The organism is Thermocoleostomius sinensis A174 (assembly GCF_026802175.1).
GTDB lineage: Bacteria > Cyanobacteriota > Cyanobacteriia > Elainellales > Elainellaceae > Thermocoleostomius > Thermocoleostomius sinensis.
In genome coordinates, this window is sequence record NZ_CP113797.1 from 1,139,517 (window position 1) to 1,155,386 (window position 15,870).

Here is a 15,870-nt window from a genome sequence, read left to right on the forward strand (position 1 = left end):
AGGAATGATGGCGCATTTCATTGGAAGTGATTGTAATAGGTTCATGCATCACAACTGCCGCTATAGTGGGCTAAACCTTGTTGTAGGATCTGTCTGCTGCACCACTTGAACATGGCACAAAGTTACCCATCAAAACGTCGCCGCCGCCGGGGGGTGGTTCTCACAACCCACGGATTGCAGAAGCTCCAAGATGCTAAAGAATTGGCGGAGCTAGAAGAGAACGCTGGCAATCGCTATACTCTAGAGGCACTGAGTGAACGCACAGGTCTAGCTGTAGATACTTTGATGAAAGTGTTTGCGGGTGAGGCAGGGGTAGATCGACAGACATTGAAATTATGCTTTAAAGCGTTTAATTTGCAGTTAGAGACCGCAGATTATCATTATCCTGAATCCGAACCTCCAGAGAAGTTAAAGACAGAATCGCTCCAATCGTTGAGCGAGCCAGAATTACCAGAAGGACAAGTGCCGCTTGGCTCTGTGTTTTACATGGAGCGACCGCCGATCGAAGCGGACAGCTACAAAACCATCTTGCAACCGGGTGCTCTGATTCGCATTAAGGGACCGCGCCGCATGGGCAAAACCTCGCTGATGGTACGAGTGCTCGATTATGCTGCTCAACAGCACTATCAAACGGTGTCACTCAGTTTACAGCTTGCCGATCGCCAAGTTTTTCAAGATTTGAACCGATTTTTGCAGTGGTTCTGTGCCAGTGTGGGGCTAGGGCTTCAGTTACCCAGTCGCTTGACAGACTATTGGGATGATCTATTTGGCAGCCAAATTAGCTGCAAGATGTATTTTGAACAATACCTATTGACCGCCATTGCCCATCCGCTTGTTTTGGGACTGGATGATGTCGATCGCCTGTTTCAATTTCCTCATCTAGCCAGTGACTTTTTTGGGCTATTGCGCAGTTGGCATGAAGAAGGCAAAAACCGGGAGATTTGGAAGAAATTGCGGCTGGTGGTAGTCCATTCTAATGAGGTTTATATTCCGTTAGAGGCTAATCGATCGCCGTTTAATGTCGGGCTGCCTATTGAACTTAAACCGTTCACTGTGGTACAAGTGCAAACGCTCGCCAATCGATATGGCTTGTCGTGGTCAGTAGAAGATGCCAAGAAGTTGATGGATCTGGTTGATGGTCACCCTTTTCTAGTGCGCCAAGGGTTACATCATATTTGGCACAACAATGTCACCCTAGATGAATTAGTTCAAACACCAGCCAGTGGAGAAGGCATCTACTACGAGCATTTACAGCAACAGTTGTGGTATCTTCAGCAACAACCAGAACTAGCTGAGGTGTTTGCTCAAGCGCTGACACAATCATCCACAGAGTTCGATTTGGTGCAGTTGTCGAAACTGCAAAGTATGGGATTGGTTCATCTACAAGGCAATCGACCCGTTCCAAGCTGTCGATTATATCGTCAGTATTTTCAGTCTCATCGATAGAACAGTGTCTTCAATTACATACAGAATTCAAGCGGAGTCACAAGGGAGTCTGTCATGTTTCCTGTCACGTTTTGTCGTCCTTACCTTAACTCTGATTTAAATAGCACGCACACCAGATTCCCCCACCACCTGCGGCACCTCCCCTTACTAAGAGGTTGAGAAGGAGTTCGCTCTAGCTTCCCTTCTCTCTGCTTGGAAGAAAAGGGTGGGGGAAATGAGGGCTAGACTTACAAACGTGATATGCCCCAGTCAAAACGTTGTCAACGTTTAGGATTTTAAGAAAGTTGCTTAAGATCGGAAAAACTGGCTTATCTTAGGTGGCTTCCCGCAAGTTCCACTCCAATAATTGAATTAATCTTCTCTCTAAGAACAAACCGTATGATTGATCACCGCTAGGGGATCTGTGTACTGCTCATGGGACGTTTTTTTCAACGAAGACTGGTTCAGCCTGCTTATCCTGGTTCCCTGCGAACAATTTTGATTGCAGCGTTTGTGCTGCAAATTCTAGGCCCTGTTGGACTCGTGGGCTATCTCTCATTTCGCAATGGGCAAAAGGCTGTGGAAAATTTGGCGAGTCAGCTAGTGGATGAAGTGAACGATCGCATCGATCAACATTTAACTGATTATTTGAATACCCCACAGCAGATTAATCAATTCAATTTATTTGCTCTCAAAGAAGGATTAATTCGGCTAGAAGATCAACAGCGCCTAGGACGCTACTTTTGGAAGCAAATGCAAGTATTTCCGAATGTTAGTTACATTAATTTTGCCAACGCAGCGGGTGAATTTGTGGGCGTAGGTCGAGAAGATGATGGCGAACTTTTTATTGAGATCATTGACACAAACCATCCAACCGAATATTACCGCTATCGGTTAGATGCGCAAGGAAATCGGCAACAGTTTTTGTGGTCTGAAACCTATAACCCCCATATGGATGAATGGTATAGTGACGCGGTGGCGGCTGGCAAACCCGTTTGGAGCACCATTTATCAGTGGAATGATCAGCCGGAGATCTTTTCGATTTCATCAAGCTATCCGGTTTATGATGAGCAGCGCAACTTAGTTGGCGTAATTGGTGTAGACCACATTCTGTCGCAAACAAATGACTTTCTTAAAAGTTTAGATGTGAGTCCATCAGGCAGAATTTTCATTTTAGAGCGGAATGGGCTGGTGGTGGCTAGTTCTAGTGAGGAGCAAGCTTATGTGCAGATCAATGGCACCTATCAACGGCTCAATGCTGCCAAAAGTCAAGACCCGTTGATCCAAGCTACGACTCGGTATTTGGTTGAGCGCTTTGGTACTCTCGATCAAGTGGTTCACACTCAATTACTACACTTCAATCTGGAGGGCGAACGTCAGTTTGTGCAAGTATCGCCGTGGAACGATCGCTATGGACTCGATTGGCTGGTGGTTGTCGCCGTGCCCGCCTCAGATTTTATGGGACAAATCAATGTCAATACTCGGACTACGATCGGGTTGTGCCTTTTAGCCTTAGTATTAGCCATTGCGATCGCTATCTTTACGGCTCGGTGGGTGACGCAACCAATTTTACGCCTTAATGCTGCCGCCAAAGCTATCGCTAAAGGAAAGTGGGACAAAACAGTATCTATTCAGCGTCGTGATGAATTAGGGGAACTAGCAGATTCCTTTAACGAAATGGCCAGGCAACTAGAAGAATCTTTTACGACGCTAGAGCAAAAAGTAGAAGAACGGACTCATATCTTGTCGCAAACGTTAGAACAACTAAAAACTACACAGGCTCAAATTGTAGCTCAAGAAAAAATGGCGTCCCTGGGAGCTTTAACCGCAGGCATCGCGCACGAAATCAAAAATCCATTAAATTTCATTAATAATTTTGCAGAATTATCGGTGGAATTGACTGAGGAATTAGTTGAGGAAATTAAACGAAGCATTAATTGCGTAGATGAAAATGCTCGATCGTACATGGATGAGTTACTGATGGACTTGCACCAAAACGCTCAGAAAATCCATGAGCACGGCAAGCGAGCAGACAAGATTGTGAGAAGTATGTTGATGCATTCACGAGGAGAGCGATCCGAACGCCAATTAACAGACATTAATGCACTGTTAAATGAATCTGTGAATTTGGCATACCACGGAATGCGAGCACAACATAGCTCATTTAACCTTGCCATCAAACTGGATTTTGATGAAATAGCGCCAATGAAGGTTGTAGCATCAGATATGAGCCGTGTTTTCTTAAACTTAATTAATAATGCCTGCTACGCTACCCACGCTAAAGCAAAGCAGCAACGGAACCTCACTGACGCGTCCTATATCCCCCAACTAACTGTCAGCACTCGCGATTTAGAAACACACGTCAAGATCTATGTCCGCGATAATGGTTTGGGGATTGCTCCTGAAATTCAAACAAAAATATTTGAACCTTTTTTTACCACCAAGCCGGCTGGTGAAGGAACTGGGCTGGGTTTGTCAATGAGCCACAAAATTATCGTGCAGGAACATCAGGGAAAAATTCAAGTTGATAGTGAATATGGGCACTATACCGAGTTTATTATCACTTTGCCAAAAACGATCGAACTCCCAACGCTAATTGAATCGAGGAGAGACGCAGAATGAAAAGAGTCATGATTGTGGATGATGAAAAGGATGTGGAGGTGTTGTTTAAGCAGCGGTTTCGCAAAGAAATTAAGCAGGGACAGGTTGAATTTTGCTTTATGTTTTCGGCCGAGGCAGCACTAGATTATTTAAAACATCATTACCCTGTTTGCTTAGCGTTAATTTTAACAGATATTAATATGCCGGGTATGAATGGACTTGAACTACTTCGGATCATTAAAGAAAGTTTTACGGATTTAACAGTGATTATGGTGACAGCCTATGGAGATGAACAAAACTACCAAACAGCCCTACAATACGGTGCAGATGATTATATTCATAAACCGATCGAGTTCGATCGCCTAAAAGCAAAAATATTTGAATCTTAATTACACCTTGAAAAATTGAATCAATCCCTTTCTTATCCTTTATTCTTTCGCCCTTTTCTTTCATGCCCTCTAAAATTTTAGTTGTGGATGATGAATCAGATTTGGAGATTCTCATTCGACAAAAATTTAGGAAGCAAATCCGTCAACAAGAACTGAATTTCGTGTTTGCCCGCAATGGACTTGAAGCCCTACAAAAAGTGCAGGAAGAACCGGATATCGATGTGGTGTTGACAGATATTAATATGCCTGAAATGGATGGACTGACGCTATTAACTGAACTGAAAGCGGCTCATCCCTTAATTAAGGCAGTGATTGTTTCGGCCTATGGTGATATGGAAAATATTCGCGCAGCTATGAATCGTGGCGCGTTTGATTTTCTAACAAAACCGATCGATTTTCAAGATTTAGAAATTACAACGAGCAAAACATTAGAATATGTGCAGCAAATCAAGGACGCGCTTGAACAAGAACGTTTAGCTCGACAAGCACAAACTGAACTACTGGTTCACTTGCGGCAAGAAATTGATATTCGTCAGCAAACAGAAGAAGCATTACGGGAAAGTGAAGGGCAATTAACGCAGTTTTTGGAAGCATTACCTGTAGCCATTGCGGTACTCGATATTCACGGCAAGCCTGTTTACAGCAACCATTTAGCTGAAGAATTATTGGGGCGAACGAGCGATCCCAATGCCCCAATTGATTCCATTTCGCAAGTGTATCAACTGTACCGTGCAGGCACAGATCAACTATATCCAGTTGAAGAACTATCGGTAGTGCGAGCCTTGCAGGGCGATCGACATACCACAGATGATGTTGAAATTCGACAAGCTCATCGCGTGATTCCCGTAGAAGCGTGGGCAACCCCAATTTACGATCAAAAGGGCAATATCGCCTATGCGATCGTGGCATTCCAAGACATTACGCAGCGACGACAAGCAGAATTGGAACGAGTACGATTCACGCAAGAACTGGAACGTAAAAATCAAGCGTTGCAACAAGCAAAAGATGAATTGGCGATTGCCAATCGAACGCTAGAAGAAAAAGTACAAGAACGAACTCGCGAATTGCTCCAAACACTGGAAATTCTGAAGGCAACTCAGGCTGAACTGGAAATTGAAAACGCACTTCTAAGAAGCGATCGACTGCCTTCTAGCTATGATTATCAAGTGGGTGGCAGTTTACCGATGGATGCACCAACCTATGTGATGCGGCAGTCCGATCGGCATCTTTATCATGCGTTGAAGCTAGGTGAATTCTGCTATGTTCTCAACGCTCGTCAGATGGGAAAATCAAGCCTGCGAGTTCAAATTATGAAACGGCTGCAAGCTGAAGGAATGGTGTGTGCAGCGATCGATATTTCAGAAATTGGCAATCGCCAAACAACGTTAGAGCAGTGGTATGCGGGGCTAGCGTATGGACTATCAAGCAGTCTTGGATTGCTCAATCACGTCAATATTCGGACTTGGTGGCGAGAACATGCCTTTTTGACGCCCGTGCAGCGATTGGGTGAATTTATCAACACTGTTTTGCTAGAAATCATTCCAAATAACATTGTGATTTTTATTGACGAAATTGATAGTGTACTCAGTCTAGATTTTGCCACGGATGATTTCTTTATTCTGCTGCGAACTTGTTTTAATCGTCGCGCCGATCAACCGCGCTATAAACGATTAACCTTTGTGTTGTTGGGCGTGGCAACTCCGTCCCATCTCATTCAGGACAAGAATCGGACTCCATTTAATATCGGACAGGCGATTGAACTCAATGGGTTTCAACTACACGAAGCTCAACCGCTACTGCGCGGACTCACCGATTATGTCCATAATCCTCAAGCTGTATTGAAAGAAATTTTAGCTTGGACGAACGGTCAACCTTTTCTAACACAAAAGCTCTGTAAACTGGTGCGCCATGTCAATCATCGAATTCCAGCCAGCAAAGAGCCTGAGTGGATTGAGCAATTGGTTCGCTCGCAGATCATTGATAATTGGGAAGTGCACGATGAACCAGAACATTTGAAGACCATTCGCGATCGAATACTCAATAACGATCGGTTTAGCCCTGATTTAGTAGTGCGACTGCTGCATCTCTATCAGCGTGTTTTGTGCCAGGAAGCAATTCCTACTGATAATGGCTTTGAACAAACTGAATTGTTGTTGTCTGGACTGGTGAGCAAGCGCGATGGTCAACTGCTGGTAGCAAATCGGATTTATGAAACGGTGTTTAGTTTAGAATGGTGCGATCGAGAGTTAGCAAAACTGAAGACGCGCCATGAGTTGTTATAGTGACCGTTTCTCCGTCAAACTCATACCGAAAGAATTATTCAATGGCTGACCGAATTTGAATTACCGCACAGTGACCGTTAGCGTGAGATCGCTCATTCCCCAAATTTCAAAAAATTGACGAAATAAGATTTGGCTAGCCGCGGTCAAATCGCCGTCAGGCCCAATGACACCACCTTGAATTAACTTTCCCCCATCAGTCTTCAGGTGTAATCGCCATTCACCGTTATCATCTTGCTTCAGCAGCAGCGATCCATTGGCCAAAACTTGCCCTGCTCGACTAATAATTGCACACCGCATACCTGTCCCGTTCCTGTTAAAACAACCCCACAACCTCTTTAGACAGTCACTCGATGCTAACCACTCTCTAGCAACCGGATGAATCAACCTTTTAGCTAAAAAAAGATTGCTCAACCGAAGTACCGCCAGTCCAATCATTACTTCGATGACTATCTATCCTCAATTAGTTAACCACACCAAGGGGAATATCCCAACACTATGCCGTTCTAATTGTTAGACTATCTAAATGTTGATGTTAAAAATACGTTTGTGGCAAGACTCACTCGAAGATCTCAGCCCCTAGAGGCGCTTGGTATGGTCGGCAGTGCGGCGGTAGAAATGCGATCGTTAACCCGCCATTTTGGTAAGTTTACGGCGGTTGATGATCTCAATTTAACGGTGCAGACTGGCGAAATTTTCGGCTTGTTGGGACCCAATGGGGCAGGAAAAACTACGGTAATCAAGATACTGACAACGCTGCTTCCTCCTAGCAGTGGACAGATCTCTATCTCTGGTCTAAATTTGGTGCGACAATCGGCGTTGGTGCGGCGGGTGATAGGCTATGTGCCGCAAGCGCTTTCGGCCGATGGTAGCTTAACTGGTTACGAAAATCTGCTGATTTTTGCCAAACTGTATGATATTCCTCGGGAACAGCGAAAACACCGAATTGCAGATGTGCTGGAACTAATGGGGTTGCAAGCAGCGGCCCATCGGTTGGTGCGGCAGTATTCGGGCGGCATGATCCGCAAGCTGGAAATAGCCCAAGCCATCTTACATCGTCCCCGCGTCTTGTTCTTAGATGAACCGACTGTTGGACTCGATCCATTAGCCCGTAGCCAAGTTTGGGAGTTGGTGACGCAGCTTCAATCTAATTACGGCACGACTGTGGTTCTGACGACTCATTTTCTAGAAGAAGCCAATTATCTCTGCGATCGCGTTTTAATCATGCATCAAGGACAGGCAATTGTTACAGGAACGCCTAGCGATCTAAAAGCTTCACTGGGCAAACCTGACGCAACGCTCGACGATGTTTTTATTCAATATACAGGTGATCCATTAATGTCAGGAACGAACTATCATGAAACCTCAAAACTTAGACGCACGACCCAACGGTTGGGCTAGCGATCGGCCGGGTTGGCAATCAAGCAGTTGGCGATCGATTGGAATGAACAGCATTGAACTGGTGCAAAAAACGGCAGTGGCAGCAGAGTTAGAGATTCGCAAGCTGCGTCATGATCCAAGTGATTTGGTACTGCGATCGGTGCAGCCAGTGTTGTGGCTACTGATTTTTGGGCAGGTGTTTACTCGGGTCCGAGCCATTCCTACTGATGGACTGCCCTATCTTGACTTCATGGCGGCTGGTATTTTGGCCCAAAGCGTCTTGTTTGTCGCTATTTTTACGGGCGGCATGTCAATTATTTGGGAACGGGATTTAGGGATTGTTCACAAATTTTTGGCTAGTCCAATTCCACGAGTGACCTTAGTCCTAGGTAAATCAGCCGCAACGGGGATTCGCAGCCTTTTTCAAATTATCGTCATCTATGGGCTGTCGCTACTGCTAGGCGTTAATCTCAATCTCAATCCGATTGCCGTTCTGTCAACCGTTCTTGTGGTGTTACTAGGTTCTGCCTGCTTTTGTACTTTCTCACTGATTATTGCTTGTTTAGTACAAACGCGAGAACGATTTACCGGAGTGGGACAACTACTAACCATGCCGCTCTTTTTTGCCAGTAATGCCATTTACCCTATCTCGCTGATGCCTGGGTGGTTACAGGTAGTCTCGCAAATTAATCCGCTCACCTATCAGGTAGATGCCTTACGAGCCACAATGTTAGCAGAAGGTTCCAGTACCTATGGTGTGGGGGTAGATGTGTTCATTCTGTTAACAATCGCTACTGTGCTAACGCTGATCTGTAGTCGGCTCTATCCCCGTGTTGCGCGCTAACCTAAGTGGAGCAAAGAGCATACAGATGGGCATACAGCGATCGGTCTCAACCACCCTATCGGAAACCTGTGCAACTACGCTGATGGAAACTGTGCCGTTGCTGATGCAGGTGATTCGAGCCGACATGCGGGCAATTGGGGCAACAACGCTTTCAGTTCCCCAATTTCGCACGCTGGCATTTCTCGATCGGCATTCGGGAGCTTCGTTGTCTGATTTGGCCGACCATTTGGGTGTAACGGCGGCAACCGCCTCCGCTACGGTTGAAAGGCTGGTGCAACAGAATTATGTACAGCGCCTTTCCCATCCCCAAGAGCGTCGCAAAGTAGTATTAAGCCTAACTGAAGTTGGACTGCAACACCTCCAGCAGGCGCGCAGTCAAACTCGTCGTCAGATTGCGGCTCTTCTCGATCGATTGTCTGAGGATCAACTGCTGCAAATTGATCAAAGCTTACGATCGCTGCAACAAATTTTTGAACTGAGGTTAAACGATCCTGAAAGCAGCGCGTAGGCAGAGCTTTATAAATTGGATGAAGGATAGAATGGAATGCCTGCCAGAACAGGAGTTATGAAACTAAACTTGTCCTAATTACCTCTGCAACGGTTATCCATCCCAAGCACTTGTCATACTCCATTTCAAAGCCACCGCTGAGTTGAACCTACCAACGGCTGGTGTCTTTTTTATATTTAGTTTTTATAGTCAGCTTTTATATCCAGCCTGGGTGTGCATAAGACCAATCAGCCAATCGTTGTAAAGGCAAGCAACCGTTCAAACAGGCAAGGGGGCGTTGCTTTTTTCTTTGAGATTGCAGTTTTGTGAATCTATCGTGGTAATCCCATGAAAGCGAATTTTCTCACTCGAACCAACAAGTTGGCTGAAAGGAGGAATGAATCTGTTTTTAATAAATTTTATTGTGTCAACAAGAGTATATGCTGATTAGCTGACAACACTCGATTCCCCTCACTTTAAATCTCTCTCCCAGAGTAGGAGAGGGACGTTGAAAACTCTCAACTGTTTCAACTCCCCGTCGCCCAAGGTTGGGAGAAGGGGTTGGGGGATGAGGGGGTAAAGAAAAGAGTTGTCAGTCAATCAGGGATACATGTTCAACCTATCATCTTCGTTTTTCATCGGAGGACATGACAGTGCGAACCGATTTGAATACGATTGCGAGCCATCAAGGATTTCAAAACACGCTAGAACAAATAAATTTTGCACCTGTTGTTGATGTTCTTTGGTCGAAACACCAATGGACACCGCTACAAATAAAACAAGGAATTAATCAGTACAAGCAATTGCTGTTTCTACTGTACTGCTATCCCCATGAAGCAATCGTCCCCGATCGAGAGACCGATCAAGTAATCCATGCGCATATTTCAACTAAGGATCAATACATGGCCGATTGTGAGGTATTATTCAATCGAGCTTTAGAGCACGAACAGGGGTTTGGAACACGAGGCAACATTGATCAACTGGCTTGGCTATATACATTCCATCGCACTCAACGTCGGATAGCGCAGCAGTTTCATCAAGAGCCAACACTTTGGCTACACCCCGCATACTGCGTACTACGCCCAGAACCAACGTAGGCACCAGCACATAGGATCGTTACTTACCCCGTCCCAATTTGCAGAGTTTGAAGCAAGCTATTCAGTTCTCTGGCTTCTGAAGGCATATCTAACCGTCTGAAACAATTAATGGCTTCTATTGCCCAGTGTTGAGCCGCCGCTCGATCGCCTTGAGCCATGGCTAAATTCGCCAGCGATCGCTGATAGAAGGCTGTTTGATAAGTGCCACGCTCAGATTCAGCAATCTGTAGCCCTTGCATCAACAGGTGAGTCGCTACAGTCCATTTCCCTTGCTGAATGGCAATATCTGCTAGCCAATTACGACTGCGCCAGATTACCCGCTGCCAGTTTATAGCTTGGGCACAATCTAAGGCAGTTTTAAAGTGAAACTCGGCTGATTCATACGCCCCTGCATGAAACTGTACCCGTCCTTGGTAGTAATGAATTCGGCTTAGCTGCAACAACCGTTCTGTCTCACTTAAAGGATGCCGTTCCAGTAGTTGCATCGCTTGTTCAAACCACGGCTGAACGGTTTCAAACTGCGCTTGATGAACCCGCAGTGCCATGATGTTAACCGCTAGATTTAATTGAAATTCTAAGCTTTGATGATGGCGTAGAGACCAAGCTTCGACATAAAGACGATCGGCTTCCTGAAAATATTCGGGTTGTCCCAAGGCTGTCAGCAGCCAACCTCGACTGGACATCACCTCGGCAGCAACAGCCAGATCACGCTGTTGAGCCGTTTGAATCAGCCAATCCATCCATTCAAAGTGCTCATTCCAACATTTCGATCGGTCTTTACGATCGCCTCGAAGATAAATATGTGCTTCAAATGATTTCCAGAGTGTGTAGAGTTCGTTGTATCGTCCTTCATGCATACACCATTCAATTATTGGCTGAATGTTACCCCATTCTGCTTCTAAAACATCATCTTGAGTTTTCCAATCCCACCCATGTTCTCTTTTGTGCGTTTGAGCTAATTTCAAACACCAATTGAGCCAGCGCTCTCGAATGTTCTGCTCGAATACTGGATAGTTTTTTAGTTCTGCGATTGCATATTCACGAGTTAGAGGCAATAAGCTGTAAAGATTGCTATCAAGTACAATCAAAGATAATTCCTGAAGTTGAACCAAAGCTCGCTCTACAACGTTTCCTGATGAATTTTCGATCGAAGAAACATTTGAAAAATCTTCTGGCAGCGAAAGTTCAATCCACATCTCTCGTGAAATTGGTTGTGTAAATAATGAAAGCGACATCAATAATTGATGAGCGAGTTGTCCTTGAATGAGCGCAACTGAATGTTCAAAACAAAAGCGAGCTAAATCTCCATTTGCTTGTGTCAACTGCTCTAAAACATAGTCTGCTGAATATCCACCTGCTATTTGTCCAACCGCATAGTGAATGGCAATCGGAATTCCACCTGTTCGTTCATATAGTTTATATAGATTAGTTTCAGTAAGAGTAATTTTCTTTTCCTGCGTTTCATGATAGATGAGTTGCAAGGCATCAGTTTTAGTGAGAACAGATAGATGTAGCGGCAAAAAAATTCCTTGCTTGCGCGTGGTAATAATAGCTTTGACTGTCGGAGGCAAGTCGCAGTATAAGAATGACAAAACATCTTGTGGGTTTTCGATCGTTTCCAGATTGTCGATGATCAACAGCGTCTGAAAACGGGCTAGTGCATCTTTTACAAGTTCGATTTGATCTTCAATGCTTTTACCCGTCGTATTAATGTCACCCAAGACACGAGCAATCTGTTGAATGATGTCCTTCAATGTCCGCTGAGGACGGCTAATTCGTTGCAGCAGGCTGAAGGAGGTTAGGAAATGCTGTTTGGCTGATGTGAAAACGATGACATCAAATGTTGGAGCTTTCTGAAACCAATCATCAGCACTATGAGCCGCACATAGACATCGGTATGCAACTTCTACGACTAAAGAGGTTTTCCCAACTCCACCAATACCATCTACGCTTATTAGACGCGCTCTATGTTGAGGTGAAAGTAACTCTAAGAGTTGAGCGATTTCCTGTTCTCGTCCAACAAATGTACTACAAGTGTGGGCTGGCAAATTATGCCGGGTAGAGGTCGAGGAGGTAGATAATGCAACTGAATTTGGCGATAGTGAATTTTCATAAGGCTCTAATGCACCGATCGAATCGGATACTCGATTGCGTTGCTTCGTCCGATCGATCGGTGGCTGCATTAAATTCTTTAAGTTCTTCAACACCAAGGGAACAGTTCTGATACTAACCTTTTGCCCGGTTGCTTCTGATAACAATTTCCAAAGTTCTGGGCAGAACAGTCGTTGCACTGTTAAATCCGAATAGCCCTCCAATCTAACCTCTTTTAATTTTCTACCATCAATAACTTGTTTAAGGATTTCTTTCTGATGAATGGTTAAAGTTTTACCAGTTGCTACGGACAAACATTCATCAGCAATCTCTATTAGTTCTAGAATTTCGGAGATGCTCATAATGACTTTTAAAACCCTGTTTTTGCTTAGAATAGCTTGAATTATTTGAAAAATTTGATAAATACAACTTTTTCTCAATATTTCAATTGAAACTTATGATTTTTTTGAACAAAATCATTTTCTTCATTTTTTATCAAGTCTTCTCCATTCAATTGAAGATTTTGAATTACATGCCTAAATATGATTGATATTTTCTGCACAAAATGAACTATTTATCCAGTACTCTGCAAGGATAGGACAGATAGATTCCTCAGTGGCAGAGCGGTAACAGCAGGTTCAGTGACAGAAACGATCGATTCTCTTACCACGTTTGAGTAATGGGATGCTTCGTTAGCCGAGGTAAGTAGTTTGGACTAGTCCAAAGATCGCGTGAGCATTCTGTACAGATGAACGGGTAGTTAGAGTGCTACATTCCACTGAGATTTAGGCTTGTGCAAATTGAATTTGTGCGACAGGAATATATGTACTACTCATATTTGTTTATCTTTTGCAGAACTTTAGTTTTTTCTGTATTTACAGCATCTTGTTTCTTTAAGGTGAAAAATTTTTCCCGCTTTGTTCTTACAATTCATCGCTTTGAGATTCTACCAAGTTCGATTGTAAAGATTACTGGTATCTCTATTGTAGGATTAGAGTTACTAGTTATTGGTTTTCTATTCAGCCATTCATTGATCGCATTTGGACTAGCAACGGTTTTGTTAATTCTATTTACATTGGCTTTGATCTCAAGTTTGTGGCGTAACCTTAAGATTCAATGCAATTGTTTTGGAACGAGTCAACATCCCATCTCTTCGATCGATTTAGTACGAAACGCTATCTTTCTAGTGTGTTCCAGTGTCGGTGGTTGGTTGGCGCTTCAACCCCACATGCAGGTAAAACTCTCATTTGTAGATTCAGTATCCGCTAGCTTCATAGCTCTTATTTTCACACTAGTATTGTCAAACTTAAGTGAGCTTTACTACCTGTATGATCCTGCCAAGGTGCGGAGCTAGATATCACGTTAGGAATCGATTTGACTTAGAAATTTACTTCGACTTGTACGGAGAAAAATTGTAATGATGTCTTTTTCTATTGCAAATTCAATCTTGCAGTGGAGTGCTATCCTACTCAATCTGCTGCTAACCATTGCTCTGCTACGCCAATTTAATCAGCTTTCTGATTCAATAGCAGAGTTTAGCGGTATGGAATCTGGATTGGAAACAGGAAGCCGTGCCCCGGATTTTGAAGCAGAGACATTGACAGGAGAAACCCTAACATTAGCAGATTACATGGGGAAAGTGGTATCTTTTATCTTTGTTTCAACTCACTGTGACGCCTGTATCGATAAGTTTCCTGCCTTAAATGCCTTTGCTGATAAAGCGAAGCAAGCAGGAGTAGAGGTGGTGCTTGTCAACACCGACGACGACAAAGGTACGATCGCAGGGCTAGTTCAGAAGCACGGAGTATCACTGCCAGTTTTAGTGGCCCCTATTGAAAGTAATCCGTTTGCCAGAAATTACCGTGCCGAAGCGGTTCCTTCATACTGCTTACTGAATCCAGACAGCTACATTGAATCGGCTGGATTACTTGGGCCCAAGTGGGAGAAGCAGATAACACAAGCTTGGACAACTGTGTGATTCCGTCCATGAAGAGAGGTGCAATCAAAGTATAACCTGATTTGAGAGATTAATTTGATACGGAATAGGCTACTGTATGTAGTAATTTCGTCACGCTAGGTATCATTCACCAATGAAGGATAAGCCCCATGAACAAGCTAACAAACAAGCTATTTAGCAAGGTACTTGATCTGACTCAAGCCTCCAACCCCCTGGTTAACCTTGCTGATGCACTTTTGAGTCATTTGGTTCGCAAGGATACGGCGGCTGCGTCCTGCTACATTTCCTACGGTAGGTGCTTCTACAGCTACTACTATTATGCATATATTCAGCGCCGTTGGAGGTGCTGTTATACCTGGTGGGGTAGACGCTGCCGCTATTTAGGACTCTACTACTGCTAGGGTGAGACCGAGACGGTTAGCACCTGGGCTAGTTCTATATGCCTATGGCAGGTGGGTCGCTAGTGGCAGCCTACCGCTAGCGATCTGTCTTAAAACAACTTACGAGTGAACTCGTTCCACCGTAAATCAATGCAACTCATTGGAATTGTAGTTATTGTTAGTTTGCTGATTGGCGTAGGAGCAACTGCGTTCCTACGCTTTTGCTTCACTATCACAACAGTCTGTGGCGACAGCATGTCCCCCGCCTTAGAAGATGGCGATCGACTACTGACCTTTAATCTTTTGCCTCACCTTTGGTTGCAACACGGGCAAATCGTAGTTGGGGAATTAGAAATGCTGAACGTGTCACCTGCCATCAATCACGCATTCTCAGAATATATCAATACGTCAGAACCGGGGGAGTTAGATCTCATTCCGTCTGAAGCGGAACTGCTTGGTCAAGTCGATGTAAAAGTAGAGATGGAACCAGAGTCCTCTAAATTCATCAAACGCATTGCTGGCTTATCAGGCGATACAATCACGATTTCTCTCTCTAGCTTACATGCATTTATGCAAGCCATGCTGAAAGAGCAAGGTAATGCTGAAGGCAATGTTGTTTGGCAGGTGCCAGACAATCACTGTTTTGTTCGGGGAGACAGTTTAGTTTGCGCAGATTCATTATTGGTTGGTCCAATTCCAATCTCTGCCATCACTGGCATTGTGATTCTGAAGTTACCACATGCATCATCAAACAGCTTGACTCAACCATTGCTTTAATGGATTAACTCGTTTAAATCACAATCCTTTGGACCGTTTTTGTGTAAATGTTGAAAACCCTTGCCGCGTCACAAATTTCGGTCCTCTTCCTCAATCCCTCTCCTAACGTGAGAGAGAGCTTTCAATCCGGTTCCCCTTCATCCTTTTGGGGAGAAGGGGTTAG

The 15,870-nt window shown here is 44.3% G+C and carries 13 protein-coding genes; 11 read left to right on the forward strand and 2 right to left on the reverse strand.

Annotated elements, in window-relative coordinates; genetic code table 11:
- The first annotated feature begins 111 nt into the window (after positions 1-111).
- The 4 genes from OXH18_RS05025 (at position 112) to OXH18_RS05040 (ending at position 6,697) form a co-directional block, all read left to right on the forward strand.
- Positions 112-1,446 (forward strand): AAA-like domain-containing protein, encoded by a 1,335-nt coding sequence (locus tag OXH18_RS05025; RefSeq protein ID WP_268611310.1) that lies wholly within the window; start codon positions 112-114, stop codon positions 1,444-1,446.
- 414 nt (positions 1,447-1,860) lie between these two features.
- Positions 1,861-4,047, forward strand: a complete 2,187-nt coding sequence (locus tag OXH18_RS05030; protein ID WP_268611311.1) for a sensor histidine kinase — start codon at positions 1,861-1,863, stop codon at positions 4,045-4,047.
- A complete protein-coding gene (locus OXH18_RS05035) occupies positions 4,044-4,415 on the forward strand; it encodes a response regulator (RefSeq protein WP_268611312.1) in 372 nt (123 codons plus the stop codon). The genes OXH18_RS05030 and OXH18_RS05035 overlap by 4 nt, the downstream gene beginning before the upstream one ends.
- Before the next feature lie 62 nt (positions 4,416-4,477).
- Complete coding sequence (locus OXH18_RS05040) at positions 4,478-6,697, forward strand: AAA-like domain-containing protein (RefSeq protein WP_268611313.1); 2,220 nt, start codon at positions 4,478-4,480, stop codon at positions 6,695-6,697.
- A gap of 60 nt (positions 6,698-6,757) precedes the next feature.
- Here the strand turns inward: OXH18_RS05040 and OXH18_RS05045 are convergent, their stop codons facing one another.
- A complete protein-coding gene (locus tag OXH18_RS05045) occupies positions 6,758-6,994 on the reverse strand; it encodes a hypothetical protein (protein ID WP_268611314.1) in 237 nt (78 codons plus the stop codon).
- A 249-nt stretch (positions 6,995-7,243) separates the two neighbouring features.
- Here OXH18_RS05045 and OXH18_RS05050 point away from each other — a divergent pair, with 249 nt between their 5' ends.
- From OXH18_RS05050 to OXH18_RS05065, 4 genes are all read left to right on the forward strand, one after another.
- Positions 7,244-8,095, forward strand: a complete 852-nt coding sequence (locus tag OXH18_RS05050; protein ID WP_268611315.1) for an ABC transporter ATP-binding protein — start codon at positions 7,244-7,246, stop codon at positions 8,093-8,095.
- Positions 8,052-8,918 (forward strand): ABC transporter permease, encoded by an 867-nt coding sequence (locus OXH18_RS05055; RefSeq protein WP_268611316.1) that lies wholly within the window; start codon positions 8,052-8,054, stop codon positions 8,916-8,918. The genes OXH18_RS05050 and OXH18_RS05055 overlap by 44 nt, the downstream gene beginning before the upstream one ends.
- Before the next feature lie 25 nt (positions 8,919-8,943).
- Positions 8,944-9,426, forward strand: coding sequence for a MarR family winged helix-turn-helix transcriptional regulator (locus OXH18_RS05060; protein WP_268611317.1), 483 nt, complete (start codon positions 8,944-8,946; stop codon positions 9,424-9,426).
- Between the two features lie 632 nt (positions 9,427-10,058).
- Positions 10,059-10,502, forward strand: coding sequence for a hypothetical protein (locus tag OXH18_RS05065; RefSeq protein ID WP_268611318.1), 444 nt, complete (start codon positions 10,059-10,061; stop codon positions 10,500-10,502).
- 23 nt (positions 10,503-10,525) lie between these two features.
- Here the strand turns inward: OXH18_RS05065 and OXH18_RS05070 are convergent, their stop codons facing one another.
- Positions 10,526-12,955 carry an AAA family ATPase gene (locus OXH18_RS05070; protein WP_268611319.1) on the reverse strand — a complete coding sequence of 810 codons (2,430 nt, stop codon included), beginning with the start codon at positions 12,953-12,955 and terminating at the stop codon, positions 10,526-10,528.
- Between the two features lie 461 nt (positions 12,956-13,416).
- On the opposite strand from OXH18_RS05070, the gene OXH18_RS25450 reads away from it, so the two are divergent.
- From OXH18_RS25450 to OXH18_RS05080, 3 genes are all read left to right on the forward strand, one after another.
- A complete protein-coding gene (locus OXH18_RS25450; RefSeq protein WP_390904379.1) occupies positions 13,417-13,947 on the forward strand; it encodes a MauE/DoxX family redox-associated membrane protein in 531 nt (176 codons plus the stop codon).
- Between the two features lie 63 nt (positions 13,948-14,010).
- Positions 14,011-14,571: a peroxiredoxin family protein gene (locus OXH18_RS05075; RefSeq protein ID WP_268611320.1), complete on the forward strand. Its 561-nt coding sequence runs from the start codon at positions 14,011-14,013 to the stop codon at positions 14,569-14,571.
- Positions 14,572-15,080: 509 nt separating this feature from the next.
- Positions 15,081-15,707 (forward strand): S26 family signal peptidase, encoded by a 627-nt coding sequence (locus tag OXH18_RS05080; RefSeq protein ID WP_268611321.1) that lies wholly within the window; start codon positions 15,081-15,083, stop codon positions 15,705-15,707.
- Positions 15,708-15,870 lie beyond the last annotated feature (163 nt).